At 37.7% G+C, this 13820-nt stretch carries 15 protein-coding genes; 13 read left to right on the forward strand and 2 right to left on the reverse strand.

The window, feature by feature from the left end:
* Positions 1-59 precede the first annotated feature (59 nt).
* Genes def through spoVM form a run of 10 tightly spaced genes read left to right on the forward strand, consistent with a single transcriptional unit; the run spans position 60 to position 9081 of the window.
* Positions 60-554, forward strand: a complete 495-nt coding sequence (gene def, locus MKY88_RS05100) for a peptide deformylase (protein WP_340813117.1) — start codon at positions 60-62, stop codon at positions 552-554.
* 1 nt (position 555) lies between these two features.
* Positions 556-1497, forward strand: coding sequence for a methionyl-tRNA formyltransferase (gene fmt, locus MKY88_RS05105; protein WP_340813118.1), 942 nt, complete (start codon positions 556-558; stop codon positions 1495-1497).
* On the forward strand, positions 1494-2855 hold the full coding sequence (gene rsmB / locus MKY88_RS05110) for a 16S rRNA (cytosine(967)-C(5))-methyltransferase RsmB (RefSeq protein WP_069480314.1): 1362 nt from the start codon (positions 1494-1496) through the stop codon (positions 2853-2855). Before fmt ends, rsmB begins: the two co-directional genes overlap by 4 nt.
* Positions 2855-3997, forward strand: a complete 1143-nt coding sequence (gene rlmN, locus MKY88_RS05115; RefSeq protein ID WP_083244613.1) for a 23S rRNA (adenine(2503)-C(2))-methyltransferase RlmN — start codon at positions 2855-2857, stop codon at positions 3995-3997. The genes rsmB and rlmN overlap by 1 nt, the downstream gene beginning before the upstream one ends.
* A gap of 6 nt (positions 3998-4003) precedes the next feature.
* Entirely contained in the window at positions 4004-4753 is a 750-nt protein-coding gene (locus tag MKY88_RS05120) for a Stp1/IreP family PP2C-type Ser/Thr phosphatase (RefSeq protein WP_193833598.1), read from the forward strand.
* Positions 4754-4755: 2 nt separating this feature from the next.
* Complete coding sequence (pknB, locus tag MKY88_RS05125; RefSeq protein WP_340813119.1) at positions 4756-6744, forward strand: Stk1 family PASTA domain-containing Ser/Thr kinase; 1989 nt, start codon at positions 4756-4758, stop codon at positions 6742-6744.
* A gap of 11 nt (positions 6745-6755) precedes the next feature.
* Positions 6756-7640 carry a ribosome small subunit-dependent GTPase A gene (gene rsgA, locus MKY88_RS05130; RefSeq protein WP_258267943.1) on the forward strand — a complete coding sequence of 295 codons (885 nt, stop codon included), beginning with the start codon at positions 6756-6758 and terminating at the stop codon, positions 7638-7640.
* Positions 7641-7642: 2 nt separating this feature from the next.
* Complete coding sequence (rpe, locus tag MKY88_RS05135; RefSeq protein ID WP_291760529.1) at positions 7643-8311, forward strand: ribulose-phosphate 3-epimerase; 669 nt, start codon at positions 7643-7645, stop codon at positions 8309-8311.
* The gene (locus MKY88_RS05140) at positions 8308-8961 is read left to right on the forward strand and encodes a thiamine diphosphokinase (RefSeq protein ID WP_193831151.1); all 654 of its coding nucleotides are present in this window, start codon (positions 8308-8310) and stop codon (positions 8959-8961) included. Before rpe ends, MKY88_RS05140 begins: the two co-directional genes overlap by 4 nt.
* Before the next feature lie 18 nt (positions 8962-8979).
* Positions 8980-9081 (forward strand): stage V sporulation protein SpoVM, encoded by a 102-nt coding sequence (gene spoVM / locus MKY88_RS05145; RefSeq protein WP_099805045.1) that lies wholly within the window; start codon positions 8980-8982, stop codon positions 9079-9081.
* A gap of 119 nt (positions 9082-9200) precedes the next feature.
* On the opposite strand, the gene rpmB is transcribed toward spoVM, so the two are convergent.
* Both rpmB and MKY88_RS05155 read right to left on the reverse strand, forming a co-directional pair.
* Positions 9201-9389 carry a 50S ribosomal protein L28 gene (gene rpmB, locus MKY88_RS05150; RefSeq protein WP_004227417.1) on the reverse strand — a complete coding sequence of 63 codons (189 nt, stop codon included), beginning with the start codon at positions 9387-9389 and terminating at the stop codon, positions 9201-9203.
* A gap of 186 nt (positions 9390-9575) precedes the next feature.
* Complete coding sequence (locus MKY88_RS05155; protein ID WP_258267945.1) at positions 9576-10319, reverse strand: IclR family transcriptional regulator; 744 nt, start codon at positions 10317-10319, stop codon at positions 9576-9578.
* 297 nt (positions 10320-10616) lie between these two features.
* Between MKY88_RS05155 and MKY88_RS05160 the strand changes: the two genes are divergently transcribed.
* From MKY88_RS05160 to MKY88_RS05170, 3 genes are all read left to right on the forward strand, one after another.
* Entirely contained in the window at positions 10617-11489 is an 873-nt protein-coding gene (locus tag MKY88_RS05160; RefSeq protein WP_340813122.1) for a dimethylarginine dimethylaminohydrolase family protein, read from the forward strand.
* Between the two features lie 16 nt (positions 11490-11505).
* A complete protein-coding gene (locus MKY88_RS05165) occupies positions 11506-12267 on the forward strand; it encodes a dimethylarginine dimethylaminohydrolase family protein (protein WP_193831153.1) in 762 nt (253 codons plus the stop codon).
* A gap of 111 nt (positions 12268-12378) precedes the next feature.
* Positions 12379-13806, forward strand: a complete 1428-nt coding sequence (locus tag MKY88_RS05170; protein WP_193831154.1) for an amino acid permease — start codon at positions 12379-12381, stop codon at positions 13804-13806.
* The last annotated feature ends 14 nt before the right edge of the window (positions 13807-13820 follow it).

The raw sequence follows: 13820 nt of genomic DNA on the forward strand, positions 1-13820 counted from the left end.
GACCATATAATAAATAAAATGGTATGGTTCTAGCTAAAAGCAGAAATGAGGACATAAAAATGGCAATAAAAAAAGTAATCGAACACCCAGCACAAGTACTTTCAACACCATGTGCAGAAGTAACAGAAATAAACGATGAACTCATTACATTACTGGATGACTTATATGACACAATGGTGGAATATGATGGTGTCGGCATTGCAGCACCACAAATTGATATAGGGTTACGAGTAGCGATTGTAGAATTGGGTGAGGAACGCGATATTTTAGAAATGGTTAATCCAACTGTTATTGAAACGGATGGTGCAGAAATAGATATTGAAGGTTGCTTGAGTTTCCCAGGATTATATGGCGAGGTAGAACGTCCTAGCTATGTAAAAATTGAAGCATGTGACCGTGAAGGACGTGTCTATGAATTAGAAGCAGGGGGCTTTGATGCTAGAGCAATTTTACATGAAATTGATCATTTAGATGGCGTGCTATTTGATTCAAAAATTAAACGTGTTCTAACAGCAGAAGAACTTGAAGAAATGTACGCAGAAGAGGAGGAATAAAATGACTTCGATTATTTTTATGGGGACACCAGACTTCTCTGCACCCATTTTGCGTATGCTACATGAAGAAGGGTACGATATTAAAGCAGTGGTGACACAACCTGATCGACCAGTTGGACGTAAACGTGTATTGACACCACCACCTGTTAAGGCAGCAGCATTAGAGCTAGGATTACCTATTATCCAACCAGAAAAGCTACGTGGATCTGAGGAGCTACAACAAATTCTTTCGTTACAGCCAGATATAGTCATTACCGCTGCATTTGGACAAATATTACCGAAAGAACTTTTGGATGCTCCTTCACTTGGCTGTATTAATGTCCATGCTTCATTATTACCAAAATATCGTGGAGGCGCTCCTATACACCAATCTATTATAGATGGTGAAAAAGAAACTGGCGTCACAATCATGTATATGGCAGAAAAGCTTGATGCAGGTGATATTATTTCACAAAGAGCTATCCCTATTGAATTAGATGATCATACGGGTAGAGTTTTTGATAAGCTAAGTATGGTTGGTCGAGATTTACTAAAGGACACACTTCCATCTATTATTAATGGAACAAATAACCGTACAGTGCAAGATGAAACGCAAGTTACCTTTGCGAGCAATATTTCGAGAGAACAGGAACGTATTGATTGGACAAATGACGCCACAACTCTTTACAATCAAGTACGCGGGCTTCATCCATGGCCTGTAGCTTATACCACTTTTGAAGATGGTAATTTCAAATTATGGTGGGCGACTATAGGCAAAAGCAAGCATGATACTATTCCTGGTACTGTTGTTGCAATTGCGAAAGACCATTTTGAAGTGGCGGCAGGCAATGGGACAACACTAGCATTATATGATGTACAACCTGCAGGTAAAAAGCGCATGACAGCTGAGGAATATTTACGTGGTACAGGTTCTAAATTACAGATTGGGGACCAATTTAAATGAGTAAAAAAAGTGTAGTTATTTGGGATGGAAATGTGCGAGACGCCGCACTATCTATTCTGTTAGCCGTCGATAAAAATCAAGCCTATAGCAATTTACTTCTCAATGAAACCATTAAACGACATAAGATAGAGGCGAAGGATCGCGCTTTATTAACAGAATTAACATATGGTACATTGCAACATAAAATGACACTTGATTATTACTTAGAGCCTTTTATCCGTGGTTCTATAGATCATTGGGTTCGTTGGTTATTACGAATATCTTTATATCAAATGCAATATTTAACGCGTATCCCAGCGCATGCTGCTGTTAATGAGGCAGTAGAAATTGCGAAGCGCCGAGGGCATCGTGGTATTGCTTCGACGGTCAATGGTATTTTAAGATCTGTCTTGCGTCAAGGTGTACCTGCTATAACTGATATAGAAAATCCAATAGAGCGTCTGGCTATTGAAACAAGTCATCCGATTTGGCTAGTACAACGTTTTGTTGATAATTACGGTCTAGAGGTAGCTACAGGAATGTTACATGAAAATAATGTACCCCCTATGCAAACTGTACGTGTCAATAGAACAAAGGTAACTGTTGAGCAAGCGATAGCGGAACTTGAAGCGGAAGGTTTAACAGCAAAGCAAAGCGATGTAATCCCAGAATGTCTACACTTAACAAATGGTCAACCTGCTCGTACCCATGCATTTAAAGAGGGGCATATTACTATTCAAGATGAGAGTTCAATGATCCCAGCCAATGTTCTAAATCCATCTCCTGGTATGCGTGTCTTGGATATGTGTGCAGCACCAGGTGGTAAAACAACGCATTTAGCTGAAATTATGAAAAATGAAGGCTCTATTTTAGCAACAGACCTTCATCCACATAAATTAGATCTAATCGACCATAATACAGAACGTCTAGGGCTAGATATTATTGAAACAGCCCCAATTGACGGTCGCAAAGCACCTGAATTTTTACAAGCAGAGTCGTATGATGCCATTTTAGTGGATGCACCATGCAGTGGACTAGGGGTTATGCGACGTAAGCCAGATATTAAATATACGAAGCGAGAAGAAGATTTAGAAAATCTTCAAACAATCCAACTAGCATTATTAGATGCAGCGACAAAAGTATTGAAGATAGAGGGTAAGCTTGTGTACAGTACGTGTACAGTCGATAAACAAGAAAATGAAGGCACAGTAAAAGCCTTTTTAGCAACGCATCCAGAAATGGAAGCGATACAACTAGAATCTTTACCAACAAAATTAGCGGAAAAGCAAGCTAATGGCATGCTTCAAGTCTTTCCACAAGACTTTGGCAGTGACGGTTTCTTCGTTGCCGCCTTTCGTAAAAAAGGAGAATCCAACTAATGGTGGATCAAAAGAAATTTAATGAACGTATCAACGATTTAGTTGAAGAGGCAGAAGAAAAGCCAGTTCGACGTGCGAAAAAGGAAAAACCAAATTTAAAGGAATCGATTTATTCATTCCAGCCACATCAATTAGAAGATTGGTTAAAGGAAAATGGAGAAAAGCCTTTCCGTGCAGCGCAGATTTTTGACTGGTTATATAATAAACGTGTTAAGACATTTGAAGAAATGTCAAACCTGTCAAAGGGACTACGGGACAAGCTAACTGCAAATTTTGCATTATCTACCCTGTCAACAATTATCAAGCAAGAGTCTAAAGATGGTACTATTAAGTTTTTATTCCAATTGCAAGATGGTTACTCTATAGAAACAGTATTAATGCGCCATGAATATGGAAACTCTGTTTGTGTGACAACACAGGTGGGATGCCGTATTGGATGTACATTTTGTGCCTCAACTTTAGGTGGCTTGAAACGACATTTATTGGCTGGGGAAATTGTAGAGCAAGTTGTAAAAGTGCAGCAAACGTTGGATGAAGTAAGTGAACGAGTTTCACATATTGTTATTATGGGTATTGGAGAACCTTTCGATAATTATGATGCAATGATGAACTTCTTAAAAGTGATTAATCATGAAAAAGGATTAAATATTGGAGCGCGTCACATTACTGTATCCACATCAGGTATCGTTCCAAAAATTTATCAATTTGCTGATGAACAACTACAAATTAACTTTGCTGTATCTTTACATGCACCAAATCAAGAGGCTCGTCAAAAGCTTATGCCAATTGCGCGTGCCTATAAATTAGAAGAGTTAATGGAAGCCGTTCGTTACTATACTAAAAAGACGGGCAGACGTGTAAGTTTTGAATATGGATTAATGTCTGGCGAAAATGATTCAGTAGAAATTGCAGAAGAGCTTTCTGCTTTAATTAAAGGAATTAAATGTCACGTAAACTTAATTCCTGTTAACTACGTACCAGAACGTGACTATGTTCGTACGTCTCGTAGCCAAATTTTTGCGTTTGAAAAAACATTAAAGAAAAATGGGATAAACGTAACGATCCGCCGAGAGCAAGGTTCTGATATTGCAGCTGCGTGTGGTCAATTACGTGCGCAAGAGAGATCTGAAGAAACGAGGTGACCAGTGTTGGAATACACAGTCGAAAGTGATATTGGTTTAAAACGATCAATTAATGAAGACCGTGCTGCATTATTTAAACGTCCTGACGGGCTTGCACTAGCACTTGTGGCGGACGGCATGGGTGGTCATAATGCTGGAGATGTAGCAAGTGATATGGCAATAAAACAGATGGAGACCTTTTTTTTACAAGCAGACGCACATCATTTTGTATCAACAACATCAAAGAAAGAATGGTTATTACAAACAGTAAAGCAATTGAATAAAAATATTTATGACTATTCTTTATCACACGAAGACTGTAAAGGAATGGGCACGACGTTTATTGCAGTGTTAATAGAAGAACATCATTGTTTCATTGCACATGTTGGAGATAGTCGTGTGTATTATTTCTTTGAAGATGGTGCACAACAAATAACAAGAGATCATTCTTATGTTAATGTACTGGTTGAAAATGGAGAAATTAGTGAAGAGGAAGCTTTGACGCATCCAAAGAAAAATTTCATCTTAAAAGCTGTTGGTACAGAGGAAACAATAGAACCAGATTTCTATGAAGTAGAGTTGGCACCAAAATCGTATTTACTCATTTGTTCAGATGGATTAAGCAATAAACTAAATGTCTATGAAATGGCTTCAATCATTACGTATCCCGATCCTATATTGGAAAAAGGACGTAAACTTGTAGAATTAGCAAATGCCAGCGGGGGAGAAGATAATATCTCCCTCGTGCTACTAACTAAAAAGGATGAGGAGGTGTAAGAATGCTGGTAGGTAAAAGAATTAGTGACCGTTATAAGATTTTAGAACTCATTGGTGGCGGGGGTATGTCCAATGTTTATTTAGCTCATGATATGATTTTAAATCGTGATGTGGCCATAAAAATATTACGCTATGATTTTTCCAATGAGGATGAATTACATCGACGTTTTCAACGTGAGGCACTGTCTGCCACAAGTCTTACACATCCTAATATTGTTAGTGTTTATGATGTAGGTGACGATGGGGATCTACACTATATTGTGATGGAATATGTTCAAGGAAAAACGTTAAAGCAGTACATACAAGAATTTGCACCAATTTCTCCAGCTAGAAGTGTGCATATTATGAAGCAATTAACATCTGCTATTGCTAATGCCCATGAAAATCATATTATTCACCGTGATATTAAGCCACAAAATATTTTGATGGATGCAGAGGGAAATGTAAAAATAACTGATTTTGGAATTGCCATGACGTTAAGCGCTACATCCTTTACTCAAACGAATTCTGTGCTAGGAACAGTGCATTACTTATCACCAGAGCAGGCTCGGGGTGGTACGGCTACAAGTCAATCGGACATTTATGCACTGGGTATTGTATTGTATGAATTATTAACTGGTGAATTACCTTTTTCAGGGGAGTCAGCTGTTTCTATTGCACTTAAGCATTTACAAGCAGAAACACCTTCTGTTCGTGCCTTTGATGGAACCATTCCACAAAGCTTGGAAAATGTGGTGCTCAAGGCTACAGCAAAAGATGCATCTCATCGTTATAATACAGTGGAAGAAATGTATGATGATTTGGAAACCGTCTTATCATCTTCCCGAATAAATGAACCAAAGTTTGTTATTCCAGTGGATAATGATGTGACAAAGGCCATTCCAATTATTAAAGAGGAAGCTCTAAAGAAAGATGAAGATTTAACTAAAACAAGGGTTATTGAACCTATTGTGGAATATAAATCTCCAGCTCAGGCACCCTCTAAAAAAACTGTAGTAAAACCTACTCCTGTTAAAGCAAAGAAGAAAAAATGGCCTAAGTTTTTAGCTGGATTATTGATAGCGGTAATTATCATCTTCTTATTCTTCATATTTGCAGCAGATTTATTTAGCCCGAAAAAAGTGGCAGTCCCGGATGTAATAAATTTGACTGTAGAGGAAGCTACAAAAAAATTAGAAGCAGAGGGATTTGTTGTTGGTGAGGAGCATCAGGAGCGAAATCATGAAGACATTGAAAAGGGTCATGTCATTGAAACCGATCCAGAGAAAAACTCGATGCGAGCAAAAGGCTCAGAGATTGACCTAATTGTTAGTTTAGGTGTGGAAATGACGACTGTTGATAATTATGTTGGACAAAATTATAGTCAAGTAGAGGCTCTAATAAAAGGAAAGTATAAAGAGGTAAGAAAAGAGGAAGTTCCTTCTCGTGAACCTGAAGGCAGAATTATTGAGCAAAGTATTCCGGCAGATACGGAAGTGGTAGCGAAAGAGGAAACGATTACCTTTAAAGTAAGTCAAGGGGTTCGAATGGTCAGAGTAGAAAATGTTGAAAATTATTCGAAAGCGGATATGGATAACTATGTGAATAGAGTAGGTCTCAACTGGCGGGTATCTCGTGAAGACTATCATGAATCGATTCCTGCTGGTAGTGTAATTTCGCAATTGACAAAAGCAGGCACTATGGTGGAGGAAGGTTCTGTTATTTCGGTTATAATTAGTAAGGGACCAGCTAAAAAGCCTGAAAAACTTCTGCTTAAGCCCGTAGTCATTGAGTATAAACCTAAAGAAGAGGGTATACCTCAAAAAGTTCGAATTGAAATACAAGATAAAAATCATACATTTTCTGAACCAGTTACGGAGTTGGAAATTTTAAATGATACGCCTTACAATATACAGCTTGTTATTGAAGAAGGCAAAGATGCGAGTTATAGAATTATCCGTGACTCAGAAATCATCTTAGAAGAAAAAGTTAATTATAACGATGTCAATTAAGGAGGAATTGGATGGCGCAAGGCCAAATAAGAAAAGCGTTAAGCGGTTATTATTATGTTTATGATGGTCATCGACTTATTCAATGTCGAGGACGTGGGGTCTTTCGCAATCGCGGAGAATCCCCACTTGTAGGTGATATTGTAGAATATTCATTGGAAACAGAAGGATCAGATGGCACTATTCAAAAGATTTTAGAACGTCAAAATGAATTGGTTCGGCCGCCAATTGCCAATATTGATCAAGGTATTTTGGTTTTTTCTGTAAAAGAACCTAATTTCAATACTATATTACTCGATCGCTTTTTAGTTGTTTTAGAATCATTCCATGTACACCCTATTATTTGTCTAACAAAAATGGATTTATTAGAGAATGACGAACATGAGGAATTACAGCGTTATATCGCTGATTACGAAAATATGGGCTATACGGTTCTTCAAACTTACAAAGATGAAGAAGAATTAGTGGAAAGATTACAGCCTATTTTAAAGGGGAAAACAACTGTTCTAGCAGGTCAATCTGGTGTTGGAAAATCAACATTGCTAAATACATTAATTCCTGAATTGAATTTAAAAACAGGTATTATCTCACAGAGCCTAGGACGTGGAAAACATACGACACGTCACGTTGAGCTAATTGAGGTCTGTGATGGTTTATTGGCAGATACGCCTGGATTCAGTTCGTTTGATTTTGATGAAATCGAGAAAGAAGAATTAGGCGCTTGTTTTCCTGAAATGATTCGAGTGGCGGATCATTGTAAGTTCAGAGGCTGTTTACATATGAAAGAGCCCAAATGTGCAGTCAAGGCGTCCGTAGAGACAGGGGAAATTCGTGACTACCGCTACAAGCATTATGAACAATTTATGCAAGAAATTATGGATCGAAAGCCGAGGTATTAATGATGATACAAATAGCACCATCAATTTTAGCAGCGAATTTTGCAAAATTAGGAGAAGAAGTAAGAGAAGTAGAGCAAGCCGGTGCAAAACTAATTCATATTGATGTGATGGATGGTCATTTTGTGCCGAATATTTCATTTGGCTCAATCGTATTGGATGCTATCCGTCCATTAACGGATTTACCATTAGATGTGCATTTAATGATTGAAAACCCAGATCAGTATATTGAACAGTTTGCTCAAGCTGGAGCAGACTATATTACCGTACATGTTGAAGCTTGTCGTCACTTACATCGTACAATTCAATTAATCCGTTCGTATGGTATAAAGGCGGGTGTCGTATTAAATCCACATACACCGATAGAATCTATCCAGCATGTTCTTGAAGATATCGATATGGTATTATTAATGACTGTCAATCCAGGGTTCGGCGGACAAAAATTCATTCATTCGGTTGTGCCTAAAATCGAGACTTTATCTACATTGATTAAAGAGCGTGGGTTGGACATCGCCATTGAAATTGACGGTGGCATTACAGCTGAAACGATTGTTCCATGTGCACAGGCAGGGGCGACAATTTTTGTAGCAGGATCAGCCATCTATAGTAAAGAGGATCGAACAGCTGCGCTTCAAGAAATTTTAGCGGCTGGTGAGGCAGCGATTAACGGATGACGACAGTCGTTGTTTGTGCAGGTGGTCCAAAACAAGAGCTGTGTTCATTCACATCGTTTCAACAACAACAGGATGTAGTGTTTATTGGCGCAGATCGTGGTGCTTTATATTTAATAGAGCAGGGGATTACGCCACATGCAATTGTTGGAGATTTTGATTCTTTATCAGAAGAGGAATATCAGCTAGTGATGGCGCGGACAAATGATCAACAACGTTTTCAGGAAGAGAAAAATGAAACGGATACGGATTTAGCCTTACTTAAAGCATTTACGTATGCACCACAAGAAATTATTTTGACAGGTGTTACGGGAGGGCGTCTAGATCATTATGAGGCAGCTGTTCGATCTATATATCGTTTACAAAAAGAGCATCCACACATTGTATTGAAGATTATTAATCATACAAATATGTTACAATTTTTATTGCCAGGTACACATGCTATTTATGCAGATAACCGATACCGATATTTATCTTTCTTTGCTCATGAAGAGCCGATAAAAGATGTGACATTAAGGCAAGTAAAATATGAAACAACGAAAGAAGAAATTTCTTTAGGCACATCCCGATTTACAAGTAATGAAATAATAGGAACTTCAGGGTCTATATCTTTCTCAAGAGGCATATGTTTAATGATAAGAAGCATAGATTAGCGTAAGGGGGAGAGAGTCCTGAAAGTATATACGTTCCAATTGCCGAAATTCGTTAGTAGTATCACGCGCACGTGTATTAACCTATTTAAAAAAGATAAGAAAGTAAAAAAATCCGACTAAAAGTAGTCGGATTTTTTCATTCTTTGCTATATGTAGATTTTTACTGCTGTAATCATTCTATAACCAAAGAAAAAAATCGATTTACGCTCAAAGCGAAATCGATTTTTTAGAAGCGTCGATTAAACGCGCTCGATTTTACCTGATTTTAATGCACGAGCAGAAACCCATACACGTTTTGGTTTACCGTCAACTAAGATACGAACTTTTTGAAGGTTAGCACCCCAAGTACGTTTGTTAGCGTTCATAGCGTGGGAACGGTTGTTACCAGTACGAGCTTTACGTCCAGTGATTACACATTGTTTTGGCATGTTGTATTCCCTCCTTACTGTTGATGCTGAAAGATTATTATATTTCAGTTCGGTATTTCACATACCATAATAATTTAACATACGATGGCGTTCAGTGCAATAGTTTTCACATAACCTTTCAAGAAAAAAACCTTTACAGGCAAAATTGATGAACAAAATAGATTTGCTCTAAGGGAATCGGTTGTTCTAATCTTTTCCTCGATAACCAAGTTTCAGTGAGACGCGTTTACCGGTATTAACCAAACGTTCAATGAGTGTTTGAATGTGCTCTTGAGAAACATTAAAGCTGACGAAACCGATGCTTACTGCTCCTATTACTTCACCAAAACCATCTAAAACGGAAACGGCAATGGAAGAAGTACCAGCCGTTCGTTCTCCGTGACTAATCGCATAACCCTGTTGTCGAATTTGACGAAGTTGCTCCTCCAGTTCAGGCATTTCATCTTGCGTTACTAGCTGTTCTAATATTTCTTTCGATTGTGCGCCAGACATAGAGGCGAGAATGGCTTTATTGGCTGCTCCAATATGTAGCGGTATACGAATACCCAGCTGGTCATAAATACGAATTGGATTGGCAGCGCTATCTATTCTTTCAATAATAATCGTGTCTAAACCTGCTGGCTTACTTAAATAGACACTTTCCTCAACATCTCTTGCTAATCGCTCTAGCTCTGGTCGGATTTTGCTAATATAATCCATCGTATCATAGACTTGTAAACCGAGTTCCATCCAAATGGTCCCGAGCCGATAATGTTTAGTTTGTTCATCTTGCTCAATCATACCTTGATTAATCATCGCTTTTAAAATTCTATGTAAAGTACTTAGAGGTAAATCACATTTTGTTGAAAGCTCCGAAATGGACAAGCTACTTCCATTTGCTTCAGAAGCTAAAACCTTCGCAATAGTCATAGCCCGCTCTAGTAATTGCATTTGTCCTACCTCCTTTTCTCCTATTTTATTTTTATTCTCTACCTACGTCTAGTTCCAATCTTACTCAGACTATGAGTTCATTGAATAAATGATCTTAATACAAAAAGAAAGAGTATACCCATTTAGAAAAATTCAGACTTAATACAACAAGGCATACTAAGAGTAGTTTGAGAAGAAAATGAAAAATAAAAAGTTTTCTAAATATATTGACAGTATAACATAAAACGCATATATTTTTCATATAAACTTTCCTCTAAACGGAAACGTTTTCCACTAAACGGAAAAGGAGTGAAGGGAATGCATTATTGCTCGTCGATGTATACACCTTTAAAACACGTAATAGTAAAACATCCAAAAGATGCCTTCCGAAGTCAGAAACATCTTAGTGATGAATGGAAAACTTTTAACTACTTATCTGAGCCCAACTTTGAAGAAGCATTAAAGGAATATGCAGAATTTGTTGAGATTCTTAAGAAGTATGTTGACACAATTGATTATCTACCACTTTCAGATGAGGTAGGGTTGGACTCGCTTTATGCCCATGATCCAGTCAAATTTACGCCCAAGGGTGCCATTTTATTAAAGTCTGGAAAAAAATTAAGACAGCCAGAAGCTTCCATCTACAAAGAATTTTTAAAGGACAGGGGTATTTCCGTAATCGGAGAACTCACTGGAGATGCAGTAGCAGATGGTGGAGACATTGTTTGGTTAGATGATCGAACACTTGCTGTTGGGAGAGGTTATCGAACAAATGATGAGGCCATTCGTCAGCTAAAAGAAATGACAGCTGAAATGGTAGATGAATTTATAGTGGTACAGCTACCACATGATTTAGGTGAAGCTGAATGCTTACATCTTATGTCTTTCATTAGTATGGTTGATAAAGATTTAGCAGTTGTACATTCCCACTTAATGCCTGTATTTTTCCGCCAACTACTGGTGGAAAGAGGTATTCAGTTAGTGGAAGTGCCAAAGGATGAATACGATACACTTGGCTGTAATGTGTTAGCGCTTGCACCTAGAGTTTGTGTAATTCCTGAAGGAAACACGGTCACAAAACAGCAACTAATCGAAGCTGGTGCAACGGTATTTGAATATAAAGGTCATCAAATTTCTGTGTTAGGAACAGGCGGGCCTACATGTCTGACTTGTCCTGTAATAAGAGCATAAAAGGAGAGAAAAGAATATGTTTAAAAATGTTATTGTTAAAAATCCAGGAAATAGTTTTGTAAACGGTTTAACAACTAGTGATTTAGGAAAACCGATTTTAGAGAAATTATATGAGCAGCATGACAAGTATGTAGAAGCTTTAAAAAAGTGTGGGGTTGAAGTAACTCAATTACCAGCGAATGAGGCATTTCCTGACTCAACATTTGTAGAGGATACGGCTGTTTTAACACCAGAATTTGCTATTATTTCAAATCCAGGAGCTGCTGCTCGTAACCGTGAAATTGAAGATATCGAACCTGCTGTAAAGCAATTCTACGATAAAATTTATTATATTAAAGGATCTGGAACGCTTGATGGAGGTGACGTATTACAGGCTGAAAAGAAATTTTATGTAGGAATTTCAGACCGTACAAATAAAGAAGGGGCACAACAATTTAAGGAAATCGTTGAACAAGAGGGGTATGAGGCGACGATTATCCCATTAAAAGATTTCTTCCATTTAAAAACTGGTATTGCTTATGTAGGTGACAATCGTATGGTGCTAGCTGGTGAGTTCGTAGATCATCCGGCATTTGAAACCTATGAAAAAATTATTATTCCAAAGGAAGATGAATATTCTGCTAACTGTATTCAAGTCAATGATTATATTATTATTCCAGCAGGATACCCAGACACAAATCGTAAATTACTCGATCTAGGTTATCAAACGATTGAACTAGAAATGTCTGAATTTAGAAAACATGATGGTGGCTTAAGCTGCTTATCATTACGTTTTTAAGTAAAACTACTTGAACCCAATCAATTTAAAAAAGATAAATTGGTTGGGTGCTTTCGTTATTTGTATATCAGAATATTCGATATATTCACAATATATGGGAAGGATGGATGAATGTTGGATAAAGGGGATCAAGTTCACAATCAACAATTAAACCGTTCAATGAAAAGCCGTCACTTATTAATGCTTTCTCTTGGGGGAGTTATCGGAACAGGTTTATTTTTAAATGTAGGCTATACCATTAATCAAGCGGGTCCAGGTGGAGCACTTATTGGTTATTTATTTGGTGGGTTAATTTTATTTATGGTAATGAATTGTCTAGGGGAATTAGCTGTTTACATGCCTGTTACCGGTTCCTTTCAAACATATGCTACACGTTTCATCAGCCCTTCAGCCGGATTTTCATTAGGCTGGATGTACTTCGTCGGTTCAGCAGCGACAGCGGGCGTTGAGTTTACAGCCGCCGGAATTTTAATGCAACATTGGTTTCCAGATATCCCTATTTGGATATGGTGTGCAGTATTTATGGTTCTTTTATTTGTCTTAAATGCTTTAACTACAAAGGGGTTTGCTGAAGCAGAATTTTGGTTTGCGAGTATTAAAGTAGTCGCAGTTATTGCCTTTATCATAATAGGTGGGGCTGCTATTTTTGGTTTGGTACCGTTAGCAGATCGTCCAACACCTCATCTCACAAATTTAGCACCGTCTGGCTTATTCCCAGCAGGTATTTCCATTATATTTGTCACGATGATGAATGTTATTTTCTCTTATCAAGGGTCAGAGCTTGTGGGAATTGCAGCCGGTGAAACCGAAAATCCCGAAAAAAATATACCAAGAGCTATTCGGACAATACTTTTTAGAATTATTGTTTTTTATATTGCTTCTATTATTGTGTTGTCGGCCATCTTCCCATCATCAGAGCTTGGTCTTATGGAGAGTCCATTTGTGACGTTGATGAATTTAGCAGGTGTTCCCTATGCAGCTGGTATCATGAATTTTGTTATTTTAACCGCGATTCTATCCGTTGGTAATTCATGCTTGTATGCGTCAACTCGTTTATTGTTCTCGATGTCCCATGAGGGAATGGCACCAAAATTATTCGGTCGTCTTACTAAAAATAAAGTGCCTCTAAATGCACTGATCTTTACGATGGTTTTCTCCCTCTTATCATTACTAACAAGTGTGATGGAAGCAGATGCGGTATTTGTTTTATTAATGTCGGTTGCAGGAATATCTGTCACAATTTCATGGATGGGGATTTGTGCTTCTCAATTAATGTTCCGCTATCGTTATATTAAGTCGGGTGGAAATTTAGCTGATTTAAAGTTTAAGACACCTTTATTTCCATTAATACCAATATTTTGTATTTTCTTTTGTTTAGTGATTTTGATTTTTTTAGCATTTGATCCAACCCAAAGAATCGGCCTATTGTATGGCATTGGCTTCTTTATTGCGTGTATGATTTTTTATCGATTGAAATTAAAAAAAGCACCTATTGCTACTACAGATACCAAAAATGAAGAGTCATTAGATATTCGTTAAAAACCTTTAACGAA

Origin of the sequence: Lysinibacillus sp. FSL R7-0073 (assembly GCF_038009065.1) — a bacterium.
In the GTDB taxonomy this organism is placed as follows: domain Bacteria; phylum Bacillota; class Bacilli; order Bacillales_A; family Planococcaceae; genus Lysinibacillus; species Lysinibacillus fusiformis.

Coding starts and splice junctions, on each gene's coding strand:
- rlmN (WP_083244613.1), top strand. CDS start 2,855: ATGGTGGATCAAAAGAAATTTAATGAACGTATCAACGATTTAGTTGAA.
- def (WP_340813117.1), top strand. CDS start 60: ATGGCAATAAAAAAAGTAATCGAACACCCAGCACAAGTACTTTCAACA.
- rsgA (WP_258267943.1), top strand. CDS start 6,756: ATGGCGCAAGGCCAAATAAGAAAAGCGTTAAGCGGTTATTATTATGTT.
- MKY88_RS05140 (WP_193831151.1), top strand. CDS start 8,308: ATGACGACAGTCGTTGTTTGTGCAGGTGGTCCAAAACAAGAGCTGTGT.
- rpmB (WP_004227417.1), bottom strand. CDS start 9,389: ATGCCAAAACAATGTGTAATCACTGGACGTAAAGCTCGTACTGGTAAC.
- MKY88_RS05155 (WP_258267945.1), bottom strand. CDS start 10,319: ATGCAATTACTAGAGCGGGCTATGACTATTGCGAAGGTTTTAGCTTCT.
- rpe (WP_291760529.1), top strand. CDS start 7,643: ATGATACAAATAGCACCATCAATTTTAGCAGCGAATTTTGCAAAATTA.
- fmt (WP_340813118.1), top strand. CDS start 556: ATGACTTCGATTATTTTTATGGGGACACCAGACTTCTCTGCACCCATT.
- MKY88_RS05160 (WP_340813122.1), top strand. CDS start 10,617: ATGCATTATTGCTCGTCGATGTATACACCTTTAAAACACGTAATAGTA.
- pknB (WP_340813119.1), top strand. CDS start 4,756: ATGCTGGTAGGTAAAAGAATTAGTGACCGTTATAAGATTTTAGAACTC.
- MKY88_RS05165 (WP_193831153.1), top strand. CDS start 11,506: ATGTTTAAAAATGTTATTGTTAAAAATCCAGGAAATAGTTTTGTAAAC.
- MKY88_RS05170 (WP_193831154.1), top strand. CDS start 12,379: ATGTTGGATAAAGGGGATCAAGTTCACAATCAACAATTAAACCGTTCA.
- rsmB (WP_069480314.1), top strand. CDS start 1,494: ATGAGTAAAAAAAGTGTAGTTATTTGGGATGGAAATGTGCGAGACGCC.